17 protein-coding genes and 2 pseudogenes are annotated in these 25922 nt (G+C 68.1%); 7 read left to right on the forward strand and 12 right to left on the reverse strand.

Translation table 11 applies throughout. The annotated features are described in order from the left end of the window. The first annotated feature begins 102 nt into the window (after window positions 1-102). On the forward strand, window positions 103-1308 hold the full coding sequence (locus E1161_RS10790) for an Nramp family divalent metal transporter (protein ID WP_207920177.1): 1206 nt from the start codon (window positions 103-105) through the stop codon (window positions 1306-1308). Window positions 1309-1479: 171 nt separating this feature from the next. Here E1161_RS10790 and E1161_RS10795 read toward each other — a convergent pair whose 3' ends face one another. The 9 genes and pseudogenes from E1161_RS10795 to E1161_RS10830 form a co-directional block, all read right to left on the reverse strand. Next, the gene (locus E1161_RS10795; protein ID WP_132622208.1) at window positions 1480-3162 is read right to left on the reverse strand and encodes an amidohydrolase; all 1683 of its coding nucleotides are present in this window, start codon (window positions 3160-3162) and stop codon (window positions 1480-1482) included. 42 nt (window positions 3163-3204) lie between these two features. Next, a pseudogene (locus E1161_RS28665) lies at window positions 3205-4228 on the reverse strand (aldehyde dehydrogenase family protein). A gap of 88 nt (window positions 4229-4316) precedes the next feature. Then, window positions 4317-4631: pseudogene (locus E1161_RS28340) on the reverse strand (aldehyde dehydrogenase family protein); the annotation flags it as partial. Further along, on the reverse strand, window positions 4628-6532 hold the full coding sequence (locus tag E1161_RS10805) for an FAD-binding monooxygenase (protein WP_132622210.1): 1905 nt from the start codon (window positions 6530-6532) through the stop codon (window positions 4628-4630). The gene E1161_RS10805 and the pseudogene E1161_RS28340, both read right to left, overlap by 4 nt. A 55-nt stretch (window positions 6533-6587) precedes the next feature. Then, complete coding sequence (locus tag E1161_RS10810; RefSeq protein ID WP_132622212.1) at window positions 6588-8054, reverse strand: NAD-dependent succinate-semialdehyde dehydrogenase; 1467 nt, start codon at window positions 8052-8054, stop codon at window positions 6588-6590. Further along, entirely contained in the window at window positions 8051-9121 is a 1071-nt protein-coding gene (gene hpaD / locus E1161_RS10815; RefSeq protein WP_132622214.1) for a 3,4-dihydroxyphenylacetate 2,3-dioxygenase, read from the reverse strand. Before hpaD ends, E1161_RS10810 begins: the two co-directional genes overlap by 4 nt. Before the next feature lie 30 nt (window positions 9122-9151). Continuing rightward, entirely contained in the window at window positions 9152-10645 is a 1494-nt protein-coding gene (hpaE, locus tag E1161_RS10820) for a 5-carboxymethyl-2-hydroxymuconate semialdehyde dehydrogenase (RefSeq protein WP_132622216.1), read from the reverse strand. A gap of 1 nt (window position 10646) precedes the next feature. Next, window positions 10647-11600 (reverse strand): 4-hydroxy-tetrahydrodipicolinate synthase, encoded by a 954-nt coding sequence (gene dapA, locus E1161_RS10825; RefSeq protein ID WP_132622218.1) that lies wholly within the window; start codon window positions 11598-11600, stop codon window positions 10647-10649. After that, the gene (locus tag E1161_RS10830; RefSeq protein WP_132622220.1) at window positions 11597-13093 is read right to left on the reverse strand and encodes a fumarylacetoacetate hydrolase family protein; all 1497 of its coding nucleotides are present in this window, start codon (window positions 13091-13093) and stop codon (window positions 11597-11599) included. Before E1161_RS10830 ends, dapA begins: the two co-directional genes overlap by 4 nt. Before the next feature lie 114 nt (window positions 13094-13207). Between E1161_RS10830 and E1161_RS10835 the strand changes: the two genes are divergently transcribed. Further along, window positions 13208-13885, forward strand: a complete 678-nt coding sequence (locus E1161_RS10835; protein WP_132622222.1) for a GntR family transcriptional regulator — start codon at window positions 13208-13210, stop codon at window positions 13883-13885. A gap of 2 nt (window positions 13886-13887) precedes the next feature. On the opposite strand, the gene E1161_RS10840 is transcribed toward E1161_RS10835, so the two are convergent. Next, window positions 13888-14475 (reverse strand): TetR/AcrR family transcriptional regulator, encoded by a 588-nt coding sequence (locus E1161_RS10840; RefSeq protein WP_132622224.1) that lies wholly within the window; start codon window positions 14473-14475, stop codon window positions 13888-13890. A gap of 118 nt (window positions 14476-14593) precedes the next feature. Here E1161_RS10840 and E1161_RS10845 point away from each other — a divergent pair, with 118 nt between their 5' ends. Continuing rightward, window positions 14594-16558: a primary-amine oxidase gene (locus tag E1161_RS10845; RefSeq protein ID WP_132622226.1), complete on the forward strand. Its 1965-nt coding sequence runs from the start codon at window positions 14594-14596 to the stop codon at window positions 16556-16558. Further along, complete coding sequence (locus E1161_RS10850) at window positions 16551-17987, forward strand: APC family permease (protein WP_132622228.1); 1437 nt, start codon at window positions 16551-16553, stop codon at window positions 17985-17987. The genes E1161_RS10845 and E1161_RS10850 overlap by 8 nt, the downstream gene beginning before the upstream one ends. Window positions 17988-18176: 189 nt before the next feature. Here the strand turns inward: E1161_RS10850 and E1161_RS10855 are convergent, their stop codons facing one another. Next, on the reverse strand, window positions 18177-20096 hold the full coding sequence (locus E1161_RS10855; RefSeq protein WP_132622230.1) for a primary-amine oxidase: 1920 nt from the start codon (window positions 20094-20096) through the stop codon (window positions 18177-18179). A 33-nt stretch (window positions 20097-20129) separates the two neighbouring features. Continuing rightward, window positions 20130-21545 carry an APC family permease gene (locus E1161_RS10860; RefSeq protein ID WP_132622232.1) on the reverse strand — a complete coding sequence of 472 codons (1416 nt, stop codon included), beginning with the start codon at window positions 21543-21545 and terminating at the stop codon, window positions 20130-20132. Between the two features lie 241 nt (window positions 21546-21786). Between E1161_RS10860 and E1161_RS10865 the strand changes: the two genes are divergently transcribed. The 3 genes from E1161_RS10865 (at window position 21787) to E1161_RS10875 (ending at window position 25683) form a co-directional block, all read left to right on the forward strand. After that, window positions 21787-23244 (forward strand): APC family permease, encoded by a 1458-nt coding sequence (locus tag E1161_RS10865; protein WP_132622234.1) that lies wholly within the window; start codon window positions 21787-21789, stop codon window positions 23242-23244. 5 nt (window positions 23245-23249) lie between these two features. Next, on the forward strand, window positions 23250-23993 hold the full coding sequence (locus E1161_RS10870; RefSeq protein WP_235874934.1) for an IclR family transcriptional regulator: 744 nt from the start codon (window positions 23250-23252) through the stop codon (window positions 23991-23993). A 625-nt stretch (window positions 23994-24618) separates the two neighbouring features. Further along, window positions 24619-25683: an esterase-like activity of phytase family protein gene (locus E1161_RS10875; RefSeq protein WP_408011978.1), complete on the forward strand. Its 1065-nt coding sequence runs from the start codon at window positions 24619-24621 to the stop codon at window positions 25681-25683. The last annotated feature ends 239 nt before the right edge of the window (window positions 25684-25922 follow it).

Here is a 25922-nt window from a genome sequence, read left to right on the forward strand (position 1 = left end):
ACGAGGACCGTGATGATGGATCGAGAAGAAGACAACCACGCAGCCATCAGAAGTCCGGAAGGGACACTTCGGGGCCGACTCCGACAATTCGGTCCCGGAATCGTGGCCGTCCTGAGCATGATGGGGGCCGGTGATCTCGTCACCGCCTCCGTTTCGGGCTCGAGCTACGGATACAACCTCATGTGGCTGCTCGCACTCTCCTTGATCGTGCGATTCGTCATCGTGAACCTCATGGGTAGGTATCAGATCCTGAACACGAAAGGCCAGACGATCGTCGAAGGATACAACGATGTGTCCAAGTACTTCCCTTGGTTCATCGGCATTGCCGTCCTGATCAGCGGCCACCTGCTCAACGCCTACATGATCACCGGAGCAGGGGAGGCGTTGACCTGGATCTTCGGCATCGGGCAGCCATTCCTCTGGTCATGCGTCGTGGTCCTGGTCAGCCTGTTCGTCATCGGGCGCAACGTCTACAACACGATAGAGAAGCTGCTGAAGCTCTTCCTGGTGTTGATGACCATCGCTTTCCTGGGGCTGGCGATCTACTCAGTTCCCGACGTGGGTGGGATCGTGAGGGCCACGGTCGGTTTTGGCATCCCCGACGATACTGGCACGTTCGGGGTCTTCGCCGTGGCCCTCTCCCTGATCGGAGCCGTGGCGGGCTCGATGGCCAACTTCCTGTACCCCTACTTCGTGAAGGACAAGGGCTGGACAGGCGCCCAGTACAGGAAGGTCCAACGCAACGACATCCTGTTCGGAATATGTGCCGCCATCGTCATCAACCTCGCGGTCTGGGTGGTCGGGGCCGAGCTCCTCGCTCCGAACAACATCGCGGTCGGCAGCCTCGAGGACATATCCAAGGCTTTGTCGCTCCACCTGGGGGAGTTCGGCGCCCTCGTCTTCTACATCGGCGCATTCGGCATCCTCTACAGCAGTGTCATCGGGTTCGCGAACGGATTCCCCAAGGTGGTCATCGATTGCTTGCACATCGTCAAGCCCGCGCGACGGGAGGAGTTCGGGAAGAAGTTCGAGGATGACCCGTGGTTCAAGTGGGTCAGCCTGTTCATCCTGATCTCCCCCGTCGTCTGGTCCGCCCCAGGTATGCCCGGTTTCGTCGAGATGGCCGTCTTCGTGACCGGACTGCAGGCCGTCGTCGTCCCGATCGTGGCAGTCGGCCTCCTAATCCTCGTCAACAAGCGCAGCCATTTGGGCGAGCACAAGGCGAACGTCGTCGAGAACGTCGTTCTGTTCCTGACCACTGCACTGGCGATCTGGGTGAGCATTGAGGTGGTGATGGGGTGGTTCTAGGCAGGGCAGTCGGCCTGAGCGCCGGTCCCTGAACTGTTCTCACCGGTGCGGAGCTGGTAAGAGGAGGGACTCCTGGTAGATCGGTCGGTGTCTAGTCGGCCGCTCGTACCGGGAGTCCCGGCTGTGATCGCAAGCAGTGCAGCGCCGGGAGCGCACCGCTGGATCACATGATCACGGCGTGAGCTCGGCGCAGGACGCCTTGCCATCCGGGTTCTCGTGCACGAGCCGGCCCGCGAAGTAGGTGCGCTGCACCCGCGTGGCGTGGATGTCGCGGGGGTCGATCTCGAAGAGGTTCCGGTCCAGCACGATGAAGTCGGCAGAGCAACCGGGTGCCAGCCTTCCGGCGATGTCGCCGATGCCGAGGGCGTCCGCGGGGTTCGAGGTGAACGCTGCGATCGCTTCCTCCAACGTCAGCTCCTGCTTGGGATTGAGCGTGCCGGGGAAGCGTTCGTCCGGGTTGCGCCGTGTCACGAGGGTTTCCAGCCCGGTCCAGGGGTCGGGGGTCGGTGCGGCGCACGGCCAGTCCGAACCCGCGGCGACGACCGCGCCGCTGTCGACGAGGTCGCGCATCGGCCAGGAGGACTCGACGAGCCCCGGCTCCACCTGTTCGGCGATGCTGTCCTGGATCACGCTCGGGTACCAGATGTAGGGCGAGAGGTCGGCGACGACGTTCACCTCCGCGAAGCGCGGCACGTCGTCGGGGTGGACGAACTCGGCGTGGGCGATCTGCAGGCGAATGCCGGAGGCCGTCTCGTTCCGCAACCGCTCGGCGGCGTCGAGCACGCGACGCGCGGAGGCGTCACCGGTGGCGTGCAGCTTGGCACCGAGCCCGAGTTCGGCGCAGCGTTTCAGCTGTGCCACCAGGTCGTCGAGCGTCCAGTACATCTCCCCCTGCGTGGGCTCCGCGCCGTGACCGCACCGGTAGGGGCTGAGCAGGGCCGTCGTCCGGGTCATCGGAACACCGTCCATGACGATCTTCACGAAGTCCGGCCGGACCAGCTCGCCACGCAGCTCGGCGACCTCAGCGATGAGCTCCTCACCGACGAGGCCGTCCTCCAGGAACGGCCGCACCGGCATCGACAGCACGACCCGAGCGTTGAGCCCGCCGGACGCTTCGAGAGCGGCGAGGGCGCGCGCCGAGCCGAGCATGGTGGCTGCCTCTTGCGCCGAGGTCACCCCGTAGGAGTTGAGCGTCTCGATGGCAGTGGCGACGGCCGTGTCCGTCCGGGCCTGCACATCGGTGATCGACCTGGTGAACGCGGCTTCGGCCTCGGCCGACGCCGACTCGTGCAGCACTCCGGTCAAGCAGCCGTTCCCGTCGCGCACGTACCGGCCGCCGTCCGGATCCGCCGAAGCTGGTCCCACGCCCATCAATGCGAGGGCGCGGGAGTTGACCCAGCGGTTGTGCATGCTGTCGTCGCGCAGCAGCACCGGCCGCCCACCACTCGCCTCGTCCAGCCTCGCGAGAACGGCGGCGTCGGCGAGGCCGTCCAGAACGGTGCTGCCGACGATCCCGCCGACCACCCAGGCATCGGGTCCCAGACCTGCCGCCCACTCACCGATTCTGCCGAGGATCGTGTCCAGGTCGTCGGTGGGCGCCAGCGGCAGCTCGAACGCGGCCTGACTGCCGCCGAGGTTGAGGTGCACGTGCCCGTCGATGAGCCCCGGCATGATCATCGCACCACCTGCGTCGTGCACCTGCGTGTCCGGACCGGTGAACGCTTCGGCCTCGGCGGCGGATCCGACCGCGACGATCTTCCCGTCGCGCACGGCCAGCGCCTCGGCCCACGGCCGGCCGGGGTCCTGGGTCCAGATCCGGCCACCGGTCACGACGAGGTCCGCGGGAGAACTCATGCTGGTTCCTCTCGAGGGAGTGTCAGGGGACGTTTCCGCCGTTCAGCGGCTGATGACCTGGGGCTGGCCGAGGTGTTTGAGGCCTTCCACACCGAACTCCAAGCCGTACCCCGACTGCTTGGCACCGCCGAAGGGGATGCGGGGATCCACTGCGCCGTGCTTGTTGATCCACACGGTGCCGGCCTGCAGGCGGACGGCGACCGAGCGCGCCTGCTCCTCGTCGGAGGACCAGACGGATGCTCCCAACCCGACGTCGAGTCGTTGGCCATCGCCACAGCTTCGTCAACCGACGAGTACTCGATGATCGGCAGGACCGGACCGAACTGCTCTCGCGTGACGAGCGGGTTCTTGTCGTCGATGTCGGCGACCAGGGTCGTCGGGTAGAAGTACCCGGGCTGGTCCTCGACCGGATTCCCGCCGACGACGATGCGTGCACCGTCGTCCTTCGCCGCTTGGACCAGCTCAGTGACGATGTCGTACTGGCCTTGTTCTGCAGCGGGCCGAGTACGTTGCTCTCGTCGATGCCGACGCCCATCGGCATGGCGGCCGCAAGCCCGGCCAGGGCTTCGACGACGTCGTCGTAGACGTCCTCGTGGACGTACAGGCGCTTGAGAGCCGCGCAGGTCTGGCCGGTGTTGATGAACGCGCCCCAGAAGAGGTCTTCGGCGATGCTCGCCGGGTCGACGTCGGGCAGCACGATGCCTGCGTCGTTGCCGCCGAGTTCCAGGGTCAACCGCTTCACGGTGTCCGCGGAGGACCGGATGATGGCCTTGCCCGTCTCGGTGGATCCGGTGAACATGAGCTTGTCGATGTGCGGATGTGCGACCAGCGCCTCGCCGACCTCACGCCCACCCGAGACCACGTGCAGCACATCGTCGGGCAGCGCTGTGTTGAGCACGTGCGCGAGGGCGAGCACCGAGAGCGGCGTGTACTCCGACGGCTTGAGCACCACCGTGTTCCCCATGCGCAGCGACGGGGCCAGCTGCCACACGCTGATCATCATGGGCCAGTTCCACGGCCCGATCGCTCCCACGACACCGCGGCCGGTAGTGCAGTTCCGCACCATCGGCCACCACCTCCGGTTCGAGTTCGAACGAGGCGGTGGTGCGCAGCCACGCCGCGCACGCGCCCACTTCGAAACGCGCGTTGGGCCCGTTGAGCGGCTTGCCCTGCTCCCTGGATAACAGCTCTGCGAGGGCTTCCGCGTTGTCCTCGACCGCCTGCGCAGCACGGGTGAGGAAGGCGCTGCGCTCGGTGTGACCCAGACCCGCCCACGCCGGCTGCGCCGCACGGGCGGCAGCGACGGCCGAATCGAGGTCGGTCGCGTCGTGTTCCGGGGCCCGGCCGACGGTCTCACCGGTGGCCGGATCCTTGATCTCCGTGCCGCCCATCTTGGGCTGGACATCCGCCAACAGGTCTTCGGCCTTCACGAACATCCAGCACTCCATTCTCGACCGACCGGCGCTCATACACCGGCGTGACGCTTGGCACCGGAGATCCCCGTGAAGAACCTCGCGAGCTCCTCGGTGGCGTCCAGGGGCAGCACGTTGGCGACGTAGTGGTCCGGGCGGACGACGACGATCACGCCGTCGCGGTCGATGCCGCGCTCCTCGAAGATGTCCTCGACCGGGTCCGCGGCGTAGACCTTCTCGTAGTCGACGACCTCGTAGGGACCGACCTTCGGCAGGTACGCCCGGGGGACCGAACCGAGATCGACGGCCGTGTAGTGCTGCTGGTAGATCACCTTGACGTCGTAACAGGCATCGATGTCGGCGTCCTCGGGCGTGAAGGCGACCACCGGTGACTGCGGGGAGCTGGTGATCCACTCGGCGAAGTGCTCCGCCTTCGAGGGGTTTCCGGCGGCGGGCCGATCAGCGAAGACGTAGATGCGCCAGCGTCCGTCGGCGCGGTGGTGGTGGCCGAGGTGCACCGGGTTGGCATCGCAGACCCGCGTCACGGCGTGGGACTTGAAGCGCTTGCCGACCGGGAAACCGGTCGCCAGCTCCTGGTGCGTGGCCTCCGCGGTGACCAGCGACGGCTGGTACTGGGTCATCAGGCCCGCGGGGAACTCGGCGGTCTTGACGTAGAAGTCGGCCAGCGCGTTGGGGTCGTCGAATTCCTCGGGTTTGGCGGCCATCATGCTCGACCACTCCCGGTCGAAGTCGATGAGGTTCTGCGCGATGACCTGGCGTTCCGCGGAGTAGGTGTCCAGCAGCGACTCAGGGGCGCGTCCGTCGAGGACGTGCGCGACCTTCCAGGCGATGTTCCAGCCGTCCTGGATGGAGACGTTCATGCCCTGACCGGCCTTGGCGCTGTGCGTGTGGCACGCGTCGCCGGTGATGAACACCCGCGGCGTGCGGGTGCCCACGAGCTCGGCCGGCACGTCGTCGAACTTGTCGGCCAGCCGGTGCCCGACCTCGTAGACGCTGCGCCAGCCGACGTGCTTCACCGTCAGCGTGTACGGGTGCAAGATCCGGTTGGCGCGCGCCTCCACCTCTTCCTGAGTGGTCTCGCGGACCTTGCCGTGGTCGTCCGCAGAGAGCTCGCCCAGGTCGACGTACATCCGGAACAGGTGGTTCCCCTCGCGAGGGATGTGCAGGATGCTGCCGCCGTCGTGGGATTGGATGGCGCACTTGGTGCGGATGTCGGGGAAGTCGGTCTCGGCCAGCACGTCCATCACGCCCCAGGCGTGATTGGCACGGTCACCGACCAGTTCCCGCCCGATCGACTCCCGCACCCGGCTGCGAGCACCGTCGCAGCCGATCACGTACTTGGCGCGCACGATCCGCTGCTCGCCTTCGTTCTCGCCAGCGCTGCGCCGCAGCGTGACGGTCACTGGGTGGTCTCCCCCGTCGGCGACGTCGAGGCCGAGGAACTCGTAATCGTAGTCGGGTTCGATCCTGGCCGGGGCGTTGCGAGCCGCCTCGGCGAAGTAGTCCAGCACCCGCGCCTGGTTGACGATCAGGTGCGGGAACTCGCTGACACCGGCCGGGTCATCGGGAGCCCGCGAGGTCCGGACGATGTTCTCCGGGTTCTCGGGATCCGGTGCCCAGAAGCACATCTCGGTGATCCGGTAGGCCTCTTCGGTGATCCGAGCCGCGAACCCGAACGCCTGGAACGTCTCGACGCTGCGCGCCTGGATGCCGTCGGCCTGCCCGATCTCCAGCCGTCCCGGGCGACGTTCGACCACGCGCGTCACGATGTGCGGGAACTGAGCGAGCTGCGCGGCCGCGATCATCCCCGCGGGACCGCTGCCCACGATGAGGACGTCGACCTCGTCGGGGAGCTCAGCTGGACGATCCACACCGGTCCCGGCAGCCGGCTGAACGCGGGGATCACCCGAAACGTAGCCGTGGTGGTGGAACTGCACGATCTCTCCTCACGTCATTGCGAGAAAGTCGGTTCTTCCGCGGTAGGGCCAGGTTTCACGCGTAAGGGTTGGGCATCAGGGTGTACTTCGTCTCCAGGTATTCCTGGATCCCTTCCCGGGAGCCCTCGCGGCCGAGACCGGACTGCTTGACCCCGCCGAAGGGCGCGGCTGCGTTCGAGACGACCCCGACGTTGAGTCCCATCATCCCGGTCTCGATCTCCTCGATCAGGCGTTGACCGCGGCGGGTGTCGCGGGTGTAGGCGTAGCCGACGAGGCCGTAGGGGGTCGAGTTGGCCAGTTCGATCGCCTCCTCCTCCGAGGTGAAGGTGGTGACCGGCAGCACCGGCCCGAAGATCTCCTGGCCCATCACCTCCGCATCCGGTGGCACGTCGGTGAGCACGGTCGGCAGGTAGAAGGTGCCTGGACCCTCTCCTCGGGACCCGCCGGTGCGGACGCGGGCGCCGCGTTCGACGGCGTCGTCGACGAGGGCTGCGACGCTGTCGACCGCCTTGCGCTCGATCAGCGGCCCGATGTCGACGCCGTCTTCGGTGCCGCGTCCGGTCCGCATTCCCGCGACGCGTTCAGTGACGCGCCGGCTGAACTCCTCGGCGACGGTTTCGTGGACGTAGAAGCGGTTTGCGGCGGTGCAGGCCTGCCCGGTGTTGCGGAACTTGGCGGCCAACGCGCCCTCGACCGCCGCGTCGAGGTCGGCGTCGTCGAAGACCAGGAACGGGGCGTTGCCACCGAGTTCCATGCTGGTGCGCAGCACTCCCCCGGCCGCCTGCTCCAGCAACCGGACGCCGACCTCGGTGGAGCCGGTGAACGACAGCTTCCGCAGCCGCGGATCGCTGATCAGCGGCCCGCACACAGCACCGGACTTCGACGTCGTCACCACGTTGACCACGCCCTCCGGCACCCCAGCCCGCTCCAGCAGGCGGGTCAGCATCAGGGTCGTCAGCGGGGTCAGAGCCGGCGGTTTGATGACGACGGTGCAGCCGGCCGCCAGCGCCGGTGCGATCTTGCGCGTGGCCATCGCCAGCGGGAAGTTCCACGGCGTGATCAGCAACGACGGGCCGACCGGGCGGTGTGTCACCACCATCTGGCCGGTTCCCTCGGGGCTGGTGCTGTAGCGACCGTCGATTCGGACGGCTTCCTCGCTGAACCAGCGCAGGAACTCGCCTCCGTAGCCGACCTCGCCGCGGGCTTCCCGCAGCGGCTTGCCCATTTCCAGGGTCATCAGCAGGGCGAGGTCGTCGGCGTGCTCTTGCACCAGGTCGAAGGTCCGGCGCAGGATTTCGGCCCGGCGCCGTGCCGGGGTCCGTGCCCACTCCCGTCCGGCGCTCGCGGCGGCGTCCAACGCGGCGGCACCGTCGGCGGGTGAAGCGTCCGCGACCTCGGCGAGGGCCTCACCGGCGGCGGGGTCGTGCACCGGGAAGGTGCCGTTGCTCCCTGGGATCCACTTCCCGGCAACGAGCAGTTCGGTGGGAACGCGCCCGATGAGGTCGCTCTCCGTGGTGGTCATAGCGAGACCCCCAGCTTGAAGCCCTGCTCGTCGTCGCCCTTGCGGGTGTAGGAGAAGCCGTCGGCTCCCACCGTCACGGCCACCTCGCTGCTGTCGGTGCGCACCTGCAAGGGCTGCGGTCGGCCGTCGAGGTCCAGGACCGGGGAGGCCTCGGTGTACCAGGACGGGACCACCGGGTTGCCCCACCAGTCGCGGCGCTGGTTGTCGTGGACGTCCCAGGTCACGACGGGGTTGTCGGGATCCCCGGTGTAGTAGTCCTGGGTGTAGATCTCCACCCGGTGGCCGTCGGGGTCGCGGATGTAGAGGTAGAAGGCGTTGGACACGCCGTGGCGGCCGGGTCCGCGCTCGATGACGTCGGACATCCGCAGCGCGCCGAGCTTGTCGCAGATGGACAGGATGTTGTGCTTCTCGTGGGTGGCGAAGGCGACGTGGTGCAGCCTCGGCCCGTCGCCGCCGGTCAGGGCGGTGTCGTGGACGGTGTCCTTGCGCCGCAACCAGGCCGCGTAGGTGGTGCCCTCGGCGTCCTGGATGTCCTCGGTGACCCGGAAACCCAAGTCCTCCAGGTACTCCCGGCCCTTCGGCACGTCGGGGGTGACCTGGTTGAAGTGGTCCAGGCGCACCAGCGCGCCGGGGGTGTAGAGGTCGTAGCGCCACGCCAGCCGCTCGACGTGGGTCACCTCGTGGAAGAACTCGTAGGGGAACCCGAGCGGATCGGTCACGCGCACCGAGTCGCCGATTCCCTTGGTGAATCCGTCCTTTCGACGCTCGGTGCGGCAGCCGCGGGCGGCGAACCACTCCTCCGCCCGGTCCACGTCCTCCGGGGTCCGCACCCGGTAGGAGAACGCCGCCGCGGCGGCCACCGGTCCTTCGCGCAGGACGAGGTTGTGGTGGATAAACTCCTCCAGCGTGCGGAGGTAGATCGCCTCGTCGTCCTCCTCGGTGACCACCAGGCCGAGGACGTCGACGTAGAACTCCCGCGCCTTGGCCAGGTCGGTGACCACCAGGTCGAGGTAGGCGCAGCGCACGATGTCCGGAGGAATCAGCGCTGGAGATTGCGAGACAGTCATCGTTGAACGGTCCTTCGCATGCGTGGCGCCTCAGGCGCCGAACTTGGGGGTGTGGACGGGGGCCAGCGAGATGTGCATGGCCTGCTGGTCGGAGTAGAAGTCCAGCGATCGGTAGCCGCCCTCGTGGCCGAGACCGGAGGCCTTGACGCCGCCGAAGGGCGTGCGCAGGTCGCGGACGTTGTGCGAGTTCAGCCAGACCATCCCGGCATCGATGCGCTGCCCGACGTTGTGGGCGCGTTCCAGGTTCGAAGTCCACACGTAGGCCGCCAGCCCGTACTTGGTGTTGTTGGCCAGGCGCACGGCTTCCTCGTCGGTGTCGAACGGGGTGATCGCCACGACCGGGCCGAAGATCTCCTCCTGGAAGATCCGCGCGGTGGGCGGAACGTCGACGAAGACCGTGGGCCGCACGTAGTTCCCGGTCTCCAGGCCTTCCGGGCGTCCGCCACCTGCGGCGAGGGTTGCTTCGGTTCTGCCGATCTCGATGTAGCCGGTGACCTTCTCGTAGTGCTCGGGGTGCACCAGGGCGCCGACCTCGGTGGCCGGGTCGTGCGGATCGCCCACCTTGATGTTCTCCGCGCGTTCGACGTAGCGGCGGACGAACTCGTCGTAGATGCCGCGCTCGACCAGGATTCGGCTGCCCGCGGTGCAGCGCTCGCCGTTGAGGGAGAACACGCCGAACACCGTCGAGTCGATCGCCGCGTCGAGGTCGGCGTCGGCGAACACGACCGCCGGACTCTTCCCGCCCAGCTCCATCGACAGGCCCTTGAGGGTCGGCGCGGAGTTGGCGAAGATCAGCTGACCGGTGGCGGACTCGCCGGTGAAGGAGATCAGCTGCACGTCGGTGTGCTTGACCAAGGCTTCGCCGGCCTCTTCGCCGAGCCCGTTGACGATGTTGAACACCCCGTCGGGAACTCCGGCCTCGCGGAAGATCTCCGGCCACAACCCGGCCGACAGCGGCGTGAACTCGGCCGGCTTGAGCACCACCGTGCAACCGGAGGCCAGCGCCGGGGCGAGCTTCCAGCTCTCCAGCATGAAAGGCGTGTTCCACGGCGTGATCAACCCGGCCACGCCCTTGGGCTTGCGGTTGACGTAGTTGACCTGCTTGCCCGGCACCTTGTAGGTGTCATCAGCTTGAGCCACGATCAGGTCCGCGAAGAACCGGAAGTTCTCGGCCGCCCGCTTCGCCTGACCCAGCGCCTGCGTGATCGGCAACCCGGTGTCGAAGGTCTCCAGCTCCGCCAACCGCTCGTTGCGGGTTTCCACGATGTCGGCGATCTTGTTCAGGATCCGCGCGCGCTCGCGCGGCAGCATCCCCGGCCACGGACCTTGGTCGAAAGCCCTGCGGGCAGCCGAGACCGCGCGATCGATGTCGGCCTGCTTGCCCGACGAGGCCTCCAGGTAGGACTGGTTGGACACCGGGTCGAGGACCTCGAAGGTGTCGCCGTCGAGGCTGTCGACGAACTCCCCGTCGATGAAGTGCTGGATGCGCTTGGGCAGGTCGGCCGGCACGTGGTGGATCGTCATGTCAGTTCCCTCCGGCGATGGTGTCGTCGTCCTCGACCGGCGACAGGAAGTCGGTGCCCTCGGCCAGCAGCGCGCGGATCTTGCCCTTGCCCGCGTCGGTCGGGGTGATCAGCGGCGGCCGGACGTGCTCGGAGCGGATCAGGCCCCGCTGGGCCAGGACCCACTTGACCGGCGCCGGGTTGGTCTCCACGAAGATCAGGTCCACCAGTGGGTGCAGCCCGTAGTGGATGTCCAGCGCCTCGTCCATGCGTCCGGCGTGGAAGGCCTCGTACATCCGCTTCGTCGCGCCGGGTGCGATGTTGGCCGTGGCGCTGACGAAACCCGTGCCGCCCAGCGCCAGCAGCGGCAGGCACAGCAGCTCGATCCCGGACCACACCAGAAGATCCCGGCCGGCGGCTTTGATCACCCGCGAGAAGTGCTCGAAGTCCTTGGTGGTCTCCTTGATCCCCACGAAGTTCGGCACGTCCCGGTGCAGCCGGGCGACGGTTTCCGGCGCGATCTCCACCGCGGTCCGGGTCGGCACGTTGTAGGCGATGATCGGCAGGTCCGGGTACTCCTCCGCGACCGTGGAGTACCAGACGTAGAGCGCTTCCTGCGTCGGCTTCGCGTAGTACGGCGTGATGATCAGCGCCGCGTCCACACCCGCCTCGTAGGCCGCGCCGGTGAGCTCGACCGTCTCGTCCAGCTTCGCCGAACCCGTTCCCGGAACGACCGGTGCGCGCCCGTCGACGGCCTTGACCACGGTGCGGATCGCATCGGCGCGCTCGTCGATGGTCTGCGCGCTGGGCTCACCTGTGGAACCGCCGATGGAGATCCCGTCGGAGCCCTGCTTGAGCTGCCAGTTCACCAGGTTGGCGAGGGACTCGTGATCCACCGCGCCGTCGGCGGTGAACGGGGTGATCACCGGAGCGATCGACCCGGTCAGTTCTTCGGGGCGGGTGCGCCAGTTCGTCATCGGGTTCCTTCCTGTCCGTCTCGCTCTGCCTCGTAGCGGCGACGCCAGTCACCGGTCAGCGGGTAGAGCCCGTCCACGGCCGCGCCTTCGGCGACGCGGGCGGCGATCCACTCCTCTTCGGCCTCCTGCTCGATCGCGGCGTCGAGCACCTCGTCCAGCAGCGCGGGCGGGATGACCAGCACGCCGTCGTCGTCGCCGACGATGACGTCACCGGGCTGCACGGTCGCCCCGCCGCAGGCCACGGTGATGTCGTTGTCCCACGGCACGTGCTTGCGCCCGAGCACCGCCGGGTGCGGGCCGCCGGAGAAGGTGGGGATGTCGAGCTCCTTGACCGCGCTGTGGTCGCGCACTCCCCCGTCGGTGACGATGCCCGCCGCACCCAGCACCTGCGCGCGCAACGCGAGGATGTCGCCGACGGTGCCACTGCCGCGCTCACCGCGCGCCTCGACCACCAGCACGTCTCCGGGCTCCAGCGAGTCGAAGGTGCGCTTCTGCGCGTTGTACCCGCCGCCGTGGCTGCGGAACAGGTCCTCGCGCGCGGGCACGAAACGCAGCGTGCGGGCCCGACCGATGACCTTGCTGCCGGGCTTGTCGGTGCGCACGCCGTCGATGGAGACCTGGTTGTAGCCGTGCTTGCGCAGCTGCGCGGACAACGTCGCCACGGCAACCTTCCGCAGCTTCGCGATGCGGTCCTCGGTGAGCTCGAACGGCGGTTCCAGACCAGCGGCCTCGCGGCTGCCCCAGGCCTCGGCCCGCTGGTGGTCGTCGACCGACGGCTGCGCGCTGAACTCCGGCAGCGGCTCGGCGCCCTCGACGACGGTGGTGCGCAGCCGGCCGGTGCTGTGCTCGGTGCCGGGCACGTCCACCTCGACCTCGACGACGTCACCGGGCCCGACCACCGATGATCCGGCGGGGGTGCCGGTGAGCACGACGTCGCCCGGTTCGAGGGTGATCAGCTGGGAGAGGTCGGCGACCAGCTCGCCGAACGGGAAGACCACGGTGCCCGCGGAGTCGTCTTGGACCTGCTCGCCGTTGACCCAGGTCCGCACCCGAAGCTCCGCCGGGTCGACCGCGTCGGCCGGGATGCTCGCCGGGCCGAGCGGGGTGTAGCCGTCGCCGCCCTTGGAGCGCAGGTTCGAGCCCTTGTCCGCAGACCGCAGGTCGTACACGCCGAGATCGTTCGCCGCAGTCACCGCGGCGACGTGCGACCAGGCCTCCTCCTCGGACACCCGCCGGGCGGACTTGCCGATGACCAGTGCGATCTCGCCTTCAAAGGCCAGCAGCTCCGCACCGGGTGGGCGTTCGACGGTCTCCCCGGTAACCGCCAGGGAGGTCACCGGCTTGAGGAAGTACGACGGCTTGGCGGGCGCCCGGCCGCGCTGGGCGATCCGCGACGGGTAGTTCAGGTGCAGTGCGATCACCTTGCCCGGCCGCCCGACTAGCGGGTGGTGAGCGAGGCCTTCGGCCTGGGAACGAACGGCATCGGACGTCATGCCGCAGGATCGTATACGATGACATATGCGATCACAACGCCGAAGCAGCACGCGCCTCCGGGAACGAACACTGGTCGGGCAAAATGAAGCGCGACTTCATCGAAACGAGGACCCATGACTAGCGACGCACCGGCCGAGAGCATCACCACGAGCAAGTCGCAGCTGGCTTATGAGTGGCTCCGCGACCGGATCGTCTCGCACCGCTTCACCCCCGGCTACCGGCTGGTGCTCAGCCAGCTCGCCACCGAACTCGGCGTGAGCACCGTCCCGGTCCGGGAGGCCATCCGCCGCCTGGAAGCCGAGGGACTGGTCACCTACGAGAAGAACATCGGCGCGCAGGTCGCCCTGGTCGACGAGGGCGAGTACGTCACCACCATGCAGACCCTCGCCGTGGTCGAGGGCGCCGCCACCGGGTTCTCCGCTCCTCTGCTCACCGCCGAAGACCTGGCCAGGGCGCACGCCATCAACGAGCGCATGCGCGACACCCTGGAGCACTTCGACCCGCGCCGGTTCACCGAGCTCAACGAGGAGTTCCACTCAGCCCTGTTCCTGCACTGCCCCAACGAACACCTGATCGACCTGGTGCACCGAGGGTGGAGCCGGCTGCGGATGTTGCGCAACTCGACGTTCAGCTTCGTCCCCGGCCGCGCGGTCGAGTCGGTCGCCGAACACGCCGAACTCATCGCGCTGATCGAGGACGAAGCCGACCCGATCGAGGTAGAACTCGCCGCCCGCCGCCACCGCACGGCCACCATCGACGCCCTGCTGAAGTTCCAGCACGCCCAGGGCTAGCGCTACTGCAACGAACCCAGGAACGCTTCGACCGTGCGGCGCTGCACGTCCGCCGTGCCCGATGCCGCGTCGAGCAATGCCAGCGACTGGAACCCGTTGAGCATGGCCAGCAGCTGTTCGGCCACGACGTCGTCCGCGGTGGACGTGCTCACGAACCCCTCGGCTCGGCCCTGGTGCAGGAATTCGATGATCTGGTTGCGCCACAACGCCATCGCGTCGGTGTAGACCTGCCGCAGGTCCGCGTCGGCCAGCGCCCGTTGCCAGAACGGCAGGACAACCCTGGCTTCGAGGTCGGTCAGGTCAGCTAGCGGCATGACCTCCTCGCAGAAGATCCGCAAGCCGGCCATCCCGGTCCGACCGCGGAGACGTTCCCGCACGCGCTCGTTGGTCGCGTCGAAAACGTGGGTGAAAGCCGTGCGGATGATCGAGTTCTTGTCCGGGAAGTAGTGCTTGAGCGCACCGTTCGCCATCCCGATCGCCTCGGCGATCGCTCGCATCGTGGCTCCCTCGACGCCTCTTTCAGCGATGAGCCGCCAGGTCGCCTCCACGATGCGAGCACGACGCCCCTCGTGGTCAACAAGTTTCGGCACTGTTGCTCCTCCGCGAGAACTCAACCCACTGTATCGATCGCCTGCTCGCTACCTCTTGTGCACGCGACACCAATGCCTCACCCTTCTGTCTACGCATGTAGAAAAAAGGGAGTCGATGATGCCACCCCACTCCGCGACCGCAACTCCTCACCCGCTTGACCGGCTCTCCGCCGAGGAAATCAACTGCGCGAGGAAGATCCTCGACAACGCCGGCTTCCTGCCAGACACCACCCGCGTGGTCTACCTGGGATTGGAAGAGCCCTCGAAAGAGGCCCTCTACGGTCCGGAACAACCCGATCGGCTCGTGCGGGTGCTGCTGCACGACGTGGCGGCTCCCGGCGGCCGGGACGTCATCATCTCACTGACATCGGAGTCGATCCAGCGCGAAACGCTGCTGGACCCGGCGACCGACGGCCAACTTCCAGTGCTCGACCAGGAGTTCGAGCTGGTCGAGCAGATCCTCGCCGCGGACGAACGCTGGCTGCAGGCGCTGGCCGCGCGCGAGGTCGACGTCGCCGAAGTCCGTGTCGCTCCCCTGTCCGCGGGAGTTTTCGGCTACCCCGAGGAGACCGGGCGCCGAATCCTGCGCGGTCTGGCCTTCCTGCAGGAGCACCCGGCCGACCACGCCTGGGCGCATCCGATTGACGGGCTCGTCGGCTACGTCGACGTCGACAACCGCACGGTCACGCGAGTACTCGACCTCGGCCCGGTTCCGATCCCCGAAGAGCCCGGCAACTTCGACGACCTCGCTGAGACAGGTCCACTTCGGACATCGCAGAAGCCGATCGAGATCGTCCAACCCGACGGCCCAAGCTTCGCCCTGGACGGCGACAGGCTGGAATGGGAGAACTGGTCGGTGCGCATCAGCTTCGATGCACGCGAAGGACTCGTGCTGCACCAGATCTCATTCCGCGACGGCGACCGCGAGCGCCCGATCGTGCACCGCGCATCGATCTCCGAGATGGTCGTTCCCTACGCCGACCCGTCGCCGGTGCGGTCCTGGCAGAACTACTTCGACACCGGCGAATACATGATCGGCCGCTACGCCAACGCCCTCGAGCTCGGATGCGACTGCCTCGGCGACATCACCTACCTCGACGCCGTCATCGCCGACGAATTCGGCCACCCCCGCGTGCTGCGCAACGCCATCTGCATGCACGAGGAGGACTTCGGGGTGCTGTTCAAGCACACCGACCTGTGGGCCGGGTCGTCGGAAACCCGCAGACAGCGCCGCATGGTGATCTCCTTCTTCACGACCATCGGCAACTACGACTACGGCTTCTACTGGTACCTCTACCTCGACGGCACCATCGAGTGCGAGGCCAAGGCCACCGGCGTCGTGTTCACCGCTGCCTACCCCGGCCCAGGGAACGACACGACGAACCCGTACGCCTCGCAGCTCGCTCCCGGACTCGGCGCTCCGTACCACCAGCACCTGTTCTCCGCGAGGCTGGACATGATGGTCGACGGACACCACAACTCCGTCGAGGAGATCAACGTGCAGCGGGTGCCCACCGGTCCGGACAACCCGCGCGGCAACGCCTTCACCTGCAACAGGACACCGTTGCGCACCGAGTCGCAGGCCCAGCGCTTGGCCGACAACCGCGCCGGGCGGGTCTGGCACATCACCAACCCGGTGTCGCGCAACCGCCTCGGCGATCCGGTCGCCTACGCGCTGCTCCCCGAGGGCAATCCCGAACTGCTCGCCGACGACGACTCGCCGATCCAGCGCCGCGCCACCTTCGCCACCAAGCACCTGTGGGTCACCCGCTACGACCCGGCCCAACGCTACGCCGCAGGCGATTTCGTCAACCAGCACCCGGGTGGCGCGGGCCTGCCGGCCTACGTGGCCGAAGACCGCGACATCGAGGGCCAGGACGTGGTCGTCTGGCACACCTTCGGGCTCACGCACTTCCCCCGCCCGGAGGACTGGCCGATCATGCCGGTGGACTACACCGGCTTCAAGCTCAAGCCCGTCGGATTCTTCGACCGCAACCCCACCCTGGACGTCCCCCCGAGCGCCAGTGCGCACTGCCAGTCCCGCTCCCCCGAGGACACGACCGGAGAGTGCTGCCATGACTGAGAGGACCGTCGAAACCGAACACGGCCGCGGTTTGCGCGGATCCATCGGCGTCGCCGGTATCGTGTTCATGGTCGTGGCCGCCGCCGCACCGCTGACTTCGATCGGCGGCGCGCTGCCGGTCATGCTGTCGATCAGCAACGGGCCCGGTGTGCCGGTCGCCTACGCGATCGTGGCCTCGGTGCTCTTGGTGTTCAGCGTCGGCTACGCGGCGATGAGCTACCACGTCGTCGACGCCGGGGCGTTCTACGCCTACGTCACCAAAGGACTCGGACCGACGATCGGTCTCGGCGCTGCCGGGCTGGCGCTGTTGACCTACACCGCCATCCAGGCAGCCATCTACGGCCTCGCCGCCGCAACCCTGCAGGAACTCATCACCCGCTACGGCGGTCCGGAGGTCCCGTGGTGGGCGCTCGCCGGGCTGCTGCTGGTGGTCGTCGCGGCCCTGGGATACCGCAACATCGAGATCGGAGCCAAGGTCCTCGGTGTGATGCTGGTGCTCGAGATCGCCATCGTCGCCGCGCTCGCCGTCGCGATCCTCGTACAAGGCGGCCCGGAGGGCTACTCGGCGACGTCGTTCTCCCCGGCGACGTTCTTCCAGGGCGCGCCAGGCGTCGCGGTGACCTTCGCCGTCGCCTCGTTCGTCGGGTTCGAAGCGACCGCCATCTACGGCGAGGAATCCCGCAACCCCAAGCGCACCATCCCGATCGCCACCTACGTGGCAGTCGTGCTCATCGGCGCGTTCTACACCTTCTCCAGCTGGACCATCGTCGTCGCCCACGGCCCCGACCGGATCGAAGCCGCCGCCAACGCCAACACCTCAGGCCTGGTCTTCGACACCGCGGCCGACTACCTCGGCCCGGTCTCCGCCGACATCGTCAGCATCCTGCTGCTGACCAGCCTGTTCGCGGCACTCCTGGCATTCCACAACGCCATCGCGCGCTACCTGTTCGCCCTGGCCCGCAATGGCATCGCACCTGCCTCGCTCAGCAACACCCACGACCGCCACGCTTCCCCTCACATCGCTTCACTGACCCAGACCGCCGCCGCCGTCCTCGTCCTGGGATCCTTCGCGCTCGCCGGCGCAGACCCGGTGCTCAACCTGTTCACCTGGATGTCTGGTCTGGCAACGGTCAGCATCCTGACGCTCATCATGCTCACGGGACTGGCCATCCTCGTGTTCTTCGCCCGGTCCGAGGTGGACGCGCGAAGTTGGAACACGCGCCTCGCCCCGGCTCTCGGGCTCGTGGGAGTCCTCGCCATCACCGCACTGGTGCTCACCAACTTCACGACGCTCATCAGCGGCTCAGGCGTGCTCGCCGCCATCCTCCTGAGCGTCGTTGCCCTGGCCTTCGCCATCGGAGTTCTCACCGCACTGGCCAACAAGTCCTACCGCGCATCCCGAAGCACGCTCCACGAACTCACCTCCTGACGTCTCCGGCCACTTGCCGTCGTCGGTGGCCACGTCAGGGCTCCTCCCCCCTCCACCTCGATGGGCTGGGCATGGCGGCAGGATCCACCATGCCCAGCCCCGCACCAGCCGCTTCAGTGCGGCGACCGGCTCGCGATATCGACGAGCTCAGCACTCGGTCACCTTCGTCCGAGGGCAAACGCCGCTCGGTCAGTCAGCACCGTGGCAACGACCGTTCGTGCTGGGCGGCACGTCCAGAGCGGGATTGCGGTCGAAGAAGCCCACCGGTTCAAGGGTGAATCCCGTGTAGTCGACGGGCATGACCGGCCAGTCTTCCGGCCTGGGGAAGTGGGTCAGCCCGAAGGTGTGCCACAGGACGATGTCCTCGCCGTCGACTTCGCGGTCGGCCCCGATCCACTCGCCCAGGCCTGCGCCGGGGTTCTGGTTGACGAAGTCGCCCGCGGGGTAGCGCTCCGCGGGGTCGTACCGGGTGACCCAGAGGTGCTTGGTCGCGAAGTGCGCCCTGGTGTGGATCGACGAGTCCTCGTCAGCCAGCAGCGTGGGCTGGCCCTCCGGGTGGAGGGCGTAGGCGACGTTGCGGCCGAACCGGTTGCGCACCTCCGGGTTGATCACGTGCCACGTCCGCGCGCGCCCCTGGTCGGCGGTGCGTGCCGCGTGCTTCTCGGTCGTCAGCCGGGTTCGGGATTCACGGAAGGCGTTGCCGTGCGGGTTGGCGTCGCTGACGGGGACCGTGGCCACCTCGACTTCCTCGACCGCGTTGAGGTGCCCGTCCACCGACATGTCCAGACGTGCGCAGAAGAGGTGCTGGTGGTACGGCGCCGCGAGTCCTGGTGCGAGTTCGGCGGCGTACTCGTGGCCTTCCGGTGGGTAGGCGGCGGTGAACGTGATCCCGGTGGCCTTGGCTTCCAGCTGGATGGTGCCGTCGAGGTAGAAGTACCAGTAGAAGCCGTAGTCGTAGTTGCCGATGGTGGTGAAGAACGAGATCACCAGCCGGCGTTGCCGCCGGGTCTCGTGCGAGCCGGTGAAGATGTCGGTGTGCTTCCACAGCACGCCGTAGTCCTCCTCGTGCATGCAGATCGCGTTGCGAATGGTCCGCGGCTGCCCGTGGTCGTCGGCCACCACCGCGTCGAAGTAGTGGATCTCCCCGAGGCAGTCGCAGCCCAGTTCCAGCGAATTCGTGTAACGAGCGAACATGTACTCGCCGCAGTCGAAGTAGTTCTGCCAGAACCGCACCGGCGACGGGTCCGCGTAGGGCACTGCCATCTCCGCGATGGAGGCCCGGTAGGCGATCGGTCGGTCGTTCAGGGCGATCTGGTGCAGCGTGAGCCCCTCGCGTTCGTTGAAACCGATGCGGAGGTCCCAGCCCTCCCACTGGACCTGGTGTCCGTCCACCGTGAAGCTGGGCCCGTCTGGTTGGGAGATCTCGATGGGCTTGAGCGTCGTGCGCTGCGGCCCCACCTGCGCGGGATCGTCGAAGTTGCCCGGCTCCTGCGGAACGGCGAACTCCCGCTCGTCGACAACGCGCATGACCTCACGGCGGCTGAGGTCCACGTAAGCGACCAGACCGTCCACCGGGTGCGCCCACGGGTGGTCCTTCTCGTGGTGCTGGGCGAATCCCAGCGCCCGGACGACGCGACGGCCCACTTCCTCCGGGTAGTCGTAAACCCCGGCTGAAAGCGGAACCGCGCACACTTCAGCAGGATCCAAACCACGCCGGACCAGCGCGGCGCACCACTCCTCGCTGGCGTTGAGGACGTCTTCGATCAGCTCGAACTCGGTGTCGATGATCGGCAGCTGGCCGTCCGCAACCGGATCAAGATCCACCTGGCCGATCACAGCGGAACTCGTCGTGGATACCACGACGTCCCTGGACGGCCCGCCCTCGAGGTCGAGAAGCAGCGCACGGAAGCGGCGCTCGACCGAGTCGCCCGCCACGTGGTCCCGCACCACTTCCTTGTCCGGCTCCTCCAGCGCGCAGAACGCGAAGCGCGTGTTCTCACCCAGCAGGCCTGCGCGATCGAGGACGGACCTGATCTCGCGCACCTCCTCCGGCGTCATCGGGTCCAGCGGATGCGACGGCGAAGCCGTGGTCGCTTCCCCAGCGGTCATCGTTGTTCCTCCTCTTGGCGGAAAATGCTGAGATCACAGGCTTTCTCGAACCGGAACAGGTCCGGGCACCGAACGTCGGAAGGTGGGCAGCAGGGCCCCTGCGGCGAAGGAGCCAAGGAGAACGGCTCCGATCACCACCGCGATGCCTGGCGACCCGCTGATCAGCGTCGGGAAGTTGACGATCGTGAGCACCAGGCACCCAAGGAGCCCGGTGAGCCCCAGGACCGGCGCGATCACCGTGTGCCAGGCGCGTGTGTCCGCACGGCTGCGGCGGAAGAACGCGAGCACCGCCAGGCACGTCAGCACCATGAGGCTGAGCACGCCGACGGTCGCCGAACCGGCCATCCAGGGGAAGACTTGGGTCACCGGGTCCATGCCGCCCGCCGCGAACACGATCAGCAGGACGGCGGCGCTGGCCGACTGGACGAGCGAGGCGGCGTGCGGTGAACCGTGTCGGTGGTGCGTCCGGCCGCAGACCGCGGGAAGCGCTCCCGTACCGCCCAGCGCGTGGCAGTACCGGGCCAGGACGTTGTGGAACGACAGCAGCGCAGCGAACAGGCTGGTCACCAGCAGCACCTGCGTCAGTTCGGCGCCCACCGGACCGAGGTACTCGCTGACGGTCATGACCAGCATGTTCCCCGGGTCGCCTTGGGCTTGCGCAATGGCTTCGCCATCGCCCCACGCGGACACGACCGCCCAACTGGACAGCGTGTAGAAACCGGCGATGAGCAGAAGCGAGATGTAGGTCGCCCGAGGAACGGTTCGTTCGGGATCCCGCGCCTCGTGCCGGAACACGGCAGTCGCCTCGAACCCGATGAAGCTGGCGATCGCGAACATGATGCCGATGCCCAGCGACCCGGACACGACCGCTCCGGGCTGGAGGAACGCGGTCGACAGCCCCGAGGCCCCGCCGCTGGCCGCAACTACGACGTCGAACACGATGACGACACCGATCTCGCAGGTCAACAGGACGCCGAGCACCCGGCTGCTGAGTTCGATGTGGCGGTATCCGAGCACGGCAACCGCCGCGAGGGCCGCCCCTGCCCACAGCCACCAGGGCAGCGCCGGCCCACCCCAGTGCTGCACCAGGGCATCGACGCTTGCCCCCAGGTAGCCGTACACGGCCAGCTGCACCGCCGTGTAGGTCACCAGGGCGAGGAACGCAGCGCCGAGACCGGGCGCCTGGCCGAGGCCGTGCTGGACGTAAGCGTAGAACGCCCCGGCGTTGGGAACGTGCCTGCTCATCGCGCAGTACCCGACGGCGAAGAACAGCAGGATCGCGAAGCAGCCGAGGAAGGTGGCCGGGAACGCGGCGCCGTTGCCCAGGCCAATGCCCAGCGGGACGCTGCCCGCCACGACAGTGAGTGGTGCCGCGGCCGCCACCACCATGAGAACGATTGATCCGGCTCCCAAGGACCCGGGAAGTGGTTGTCTGGCGGGTGGTTCCATGAAGTGAACTCCCCGGTCGAAGGGGTTTCGACGAATCGCTGCAGCGTTGGCGAGTACCGTTGCCCAGGCCTGATCGCGCGGTCAAACCCGGGTCTCCACGTCCGGGAAAACCCGCGCCCCGTTCTCGTCTCGCGAGAACGCCGCACCCGGAATTCTCATTTGACCCGCACTCCCGTGACCTCGATTGACGGGACGGTTACAGTGCCCTCCACACCGCCGCATCCACAGGGAAGGGCTAGCCGTGAAGGACGGGAACCACACCGGTTTCGCGGGCCGCCCGGTGCTGCGGCCCGAATCCCCCGTGGCGGGCCTGGACCGCCGCAACCTCGGGCCACTGCAGGTGTTCGCGCAGTCGATCTCAGGAGCGGCACCCTCGGCGGCGATGGCGGCCACACCGGCGATCGCGGCGACCACCGCGGGACCGGGCGTGTTCTGGTCATTCCTCGTGGCCACCGCGCTGGCGGCGCTCATCGGAAGCTGCGTCGGTCAATTCACCCGGCGCATGGCGGCGGCGGGCTCGTTGTACAGCCTCACCGCCAAGGGGCTCGGGCCGCTGGCCGCGTTCGCCAGCGGCTGGGCGCTGCTGGTCGGGTACGGGCTGCTGACGATGGCCGCGCTGGTCGGCTCGGGGACCTACTTGACCGATCTGCTCGCGCACGCCGGCCTGGCCGGGGGCAACGCAACCGTGGCCGCTTTCGTCTCGATCCTCGGCGCCGTCGCCACGCTGTGCACGGTTCGGGGCATTCGGTTGTCCGCGCAGGTCGTGCTGATCACGGAGGCGGTCTCGATCGGGCTGATGCTGCTCGTCTCAGGCGTCCTGATCGTCGGACTCGGACCTCCGGCCACGGCCCCGTTCGTGGGGTTTCCAGGCGGGTTCGGCGGCATCGCCGCCGGTGTGCTGCCCGCCTTGGGCGGGTTCATCGGGTTCGAGGCGGCGGCGTCGTTGGGGGTCGAGGCTCGGCGGCCGTTCCAGTCGGTGCCGCGCGCCGTGCAGTGGACCGCTGCGCTGTGCGGCGGACTCCTCCTCATCGCCGCCTACACGCAGGTCGCCGGGCTCAACCACCTACCGGGCCGGCTGGCGGGGCAGCCGCAGCCGTGGAACGCGCTCGCGGCCATCCAGCACCTCTCGTGGCTGCCCTACGTGCTCGACGTCGGTGTCGCGACCTCGTTCTTCGCGTGCGCCATGGCCGCGGCGACCTCGCTCGCCCGGGTGCTGTTCTCGATGGGGCGCGAGCGGATCGCTCCTGCGGCGTTCGGCGCCGCCCACGCGCGGCACCACACCCCGCACGTCGCGATCGTGACCGCGTTCGCCGTGACCACGTCCGTGCCGATCGTCGCGCTGGCAGCGGGAGTCGCTGCTCCCCTGCTGCTGATCTCGCTGCTGAACGTGGCTGTGTTCGGCTACCTCCTCGCGTACCTGCTCGTGTGCTTGGCCGCACCGGTGTTCCTCCACCGCATCGGTGAGCTGACCCCGACGCCCGTGCTGATCACCATCGTCGTGGCTCCGCCGCTGCTCATCGTGCTCGCGGTGTTCACCCTCGCCTCGTCCGGCGCGCCCTACCCATGGGTCTTCGCGGTGCTCGCGGCTGCCGGTCTGACCTGGCTGCTCTGGCTCCGCGCGCACCGGCCCGAGGAACTGCGCGGCCTCGGCGTCTACGACGAGACCTCCGCCGCGGACCTGTTCACCGGGCGGGAGTGAGCCCCGTGGTCGATCCCGCACCGCTGTCCGGCAGACAACCCAAGGCCGTCCGCAACGCGCTCGCCGTGCTCGAGGAAGTCGCGGCGGCCGGCCCCGGCGTCACGGCCAAGGAGATCTCCGCCGCGCTGAGGATGCCGCCCGCCACGACCTATCGCATGCTCAACCTGCTCGTCGGCGAGGAGTACCTGGTGCGACTTCCCGACCTGCGCGGGTTCGCCCTCGGCAGGCGGGCGAAACGCCTGTCTGTCGCGGCACCGCCCCGGCCCTGCGCTGCCGCGCGGGCAGTCGTCGAGCACGTGCGTCAGCAGCTGCGCTGGGGCGTTCACCTCGCTTCCTACTCCGACGGTCGGCTCGTGCTCATCGACACCGACCCAGATCACCCGCCGAGCGACGAAGCGCTCCTGGCCCGCTTCCCGCACGCCACTGCGCTGGGCAAAATCCTGCTCGCCGACCAGCCCGACTGGCGCGCGCTGGTCCGCGACATGCGCTCGTTCACCGAGCGCACCATCACCGAACCGACCCGGCTGGACGTGGAACTCAAGGAGGTTGCGCGCACCGGGATCGCGTGGCAGCTCGGTGAACTGCGCTCGGACCGCGGTTGCCTCGCCGTCTCGGTGCGCGACGAAGCCGGCACGCTCGTGGCGGGGCTCACCGTCAGCGGACCGGCCAACGGCATCGCCGAGCGGCGCGGTGCCCTCGTCACGATGCTGGAGCAGCACGCCCAGCAGCTAAGACCACTCCTCGCCTGAGAGCAGCGCAGGAGAGGGATGGATGACCCAGTCGCTGGACAACGAAAGGCGCCCGTCGAACCGGATTCACCGTCGTCCGCGAGGAAAACTTCGGCCGTGGTGGCCGCAATTCCCTCCAACGCCGAGCGGGAGGTCGCGGCAGCAGCTGACGACAGCACCTCTGGGCTCGAGTACCACCGGAAGTGGTCTTCGGCCTGGCGCCTTGCCCTCGATTCCTCCGACAGCTCGCGCAGTCGCGGCTCGACCTGCGCAGCGTTCGGAAATCCCTCGTGCCCTGTGTCGGCGTGGCGTCACGACGTTCGTTCGTGCGGTGGCTAGCCCGGGGGAATCGCTGGTTCCGGCGGGGCGTGCCGGTGGTGAATCCTCGGTCTGGTCGACGAGGTCGAAGCGGCCCGCACACCCGGGAGTGTTGCCTGTCATGCGAAAACGTGGTTGTGCGGGTTGGGAATCAACTTTGACCACCTTGGTGGTCGCGGGAAAGCCGATGACTCCCACTCAGGTCCCCCAACGGCGAACGCCGTGGACCACGATCGCGCAAGTTGGTCACCTCAACGGTCAGCACCGGGACAACCTTCCTCCACCTGCGCGCCACTTGCCGGCCACCATGGTCGGATGCGCTGTTCGCATGATGAGGACGAGTGTTCCGGGCGTAGTGCTTGCCACGAGCCTGCTGGTGGCTGCGCAGCCAGCCGCTGCGGAGGACGGCCAGGTCGAGTTGGTCGGCGAAACGACGCTGCCGCACGCCATGCAGTTCGACGGCACGACGGTAGGTGGCCTGTCCGGCGTGGACTACGACCCGAGCACCGGCCAGTGGGCGGTGATCAGCGACGATCGTTCGGAACGGCACCCTGCGCGGTACTACACCGCTGACTTCGACGGCACCCGGTTCGAGCTGACCGGCACCCGCCCGCTGCTACGCCCGGACGGCACGACCTACCCGGCAGGTTCGGTCGATCCCGAAGACATCCGCTGGGACCCGTTGGCCGAGGGTTTCTGGTGGACCAGCGAAGGTGATCGCGGCGAGCAGCTGATCGACCCGTCGATCCGCGGTGCCGACACCGGCGGAAGCTCCACCCACGACCTTCCGCTGCCAGCGAACCTGCGCATGACGCCAACGACAGGGCCCAAGCGGAACGAGGCCCTGGAAGGCCTGACCTTGGCAGCTGGCGGCACCAGGGTGGTCACCGCCACGGAAGGTCCGCTGCTGCAGGACGGCGAGTCGCCGACCACCGAGCACGGCGCGCTGTCCCGCATCACCCTGCAGTCCAGGACCGGGTCCGTACTCGCGCAGTACGCCTACCCGCTCGACCCGGTCTTCGCCGCCTCCCCCACCGGTGGCTCCGCCAACAACGGCGCGACCGCGGTCCTGGCTGACCAGGGCGACCAATACTTGGTTCTGGAGCGCGCATTCGTCAGCGGCGTCGGCAACTCGATCCGGATCTACCGGACCGACACCCGTACCGCCACCGACGTGCAACACGTCGAGTCACTGACCAACGCCGATGTGCAACCGGCCCGCAAGCAGCTGGTGGTCGACCTCGCCGACCTGGCCCCGAGCACGATCGACAACATCGAGGGAATGACCTGGGGACCACGCCTGCCCGACGGCCGCCGCAGCCTGGTCTTGATCAGCGACGACAACTTCTCCCCCAACCAGACCACGCAGATCCTGACGTTGGCGGTGAAGTAGCGGTACGGGCCCGCGCGACGACGTTCCGCGCGGGCCCGACCACTCCTCGCTCCGGTACCACGCTGGAGGCGCGCAGCTGTTTGGCCAGCAGCTTGGCCGTTCCGCGACCCGCCAGCGATTCCTTCGAGGCGTTCGCCGGATTCTGGAACGTCGGAGCACTGGCGATCACCACGCCGCCTGAGTCCCGGACGTCGCGACGGCGGTCCTGTGCGGGCTTCCCCGCGACGTCGCACTGGGAC

This window comes from Saccharopolyspora aridisoli, assembly GCF_004348445.1.
Classification (GTDB): Bacteria; Actinomycetota; Actinomycetes; order Mycobacteriales; family Pseudonocardiaceae; genus Saccharopolyspora; species Saccharopolyspora aridisoli.

Coding starts and splice junctions, on each gene's coding strand:
- E1161_RS10810 (WP_132622212.1), bottom strand. CDS start 8,054: ATGACCACCACGGAGAGCGACCTCATCGGGCGCGTTCCCACCGAACTG.
- E1161_RS10850 (WP_132622228.1), top strand. CDS start 16,551: ATGACTGAGAGGACCGTCGAAACCGAACACGGCCGCGGTTTGCGCGGA.
- E1161_RS10835 (WP_132622222.1), top strand. CDS start 13,208: ATGACTAGCGACGCACCGGCCGAGAGCATCACCACGAGCAAGTCGCAG.
- E1161_RS10830 (WP_132622220.1), bottom strand. CDS start 13,093: ATGACGTCCGATGCCGTTCGTTCCCAGGCCGAAGGCCTCGCTCACCAC.
- hpaE (WP_132622216.1), bottom strand. CDS start 10,645: ATGACGATCCACCACGTGCCGGCCGACCTGCCCAAGCGCATCCAGCAC.
- E1161_RS10860 (WP_132622232.1), bottom strand. CDS start 21,545: ATGGAACCACCCGCCAGACAACCACTTCCCGGGTCCTTGGGAGCCGGA.
- E1161_RS10795 (WP_132622208.1), bottom strand. CDS start 3,162: ATGAGTTCTCCCGCGGACCTCGTCGTGACCGGTGGCCGGATCTGGACC.
- E1161_RS10875 (WP_408011978.1), top strand. CDS start 24,619: ATGATGAGGACGAGTGTTCCGGGCGTAGTGCTTGCCACGAGCCTGCTG.
- E1161_RS10855 (WP_132622230.1), bottom strand. CDS start 20,096: ATGACCGCTGGGGAAGCGACCACGGCTTCGCCGTCGCATCCGCTGGAC.
- hpaD (WP_132622214.1), bottom strand. CDS start 9,121: ATGACTGTCTCGCAATCTCCAGCGCTGATTCCTCCGGACATCGTGCGC.
- dapA (WP_132622218.1), bottom strand. CDS start 11,600: ATGACGAACTGGCGCACCCGCCCCGAAGAACTGACCGGGTCGATCGCT.
- E1161_RS10845 (WP_132622226.1), top strand. CDS start 14,594: ATGCCACCCCACTCCGCGACCGCAACTCCTCACCCGCTTGACCGGCTC.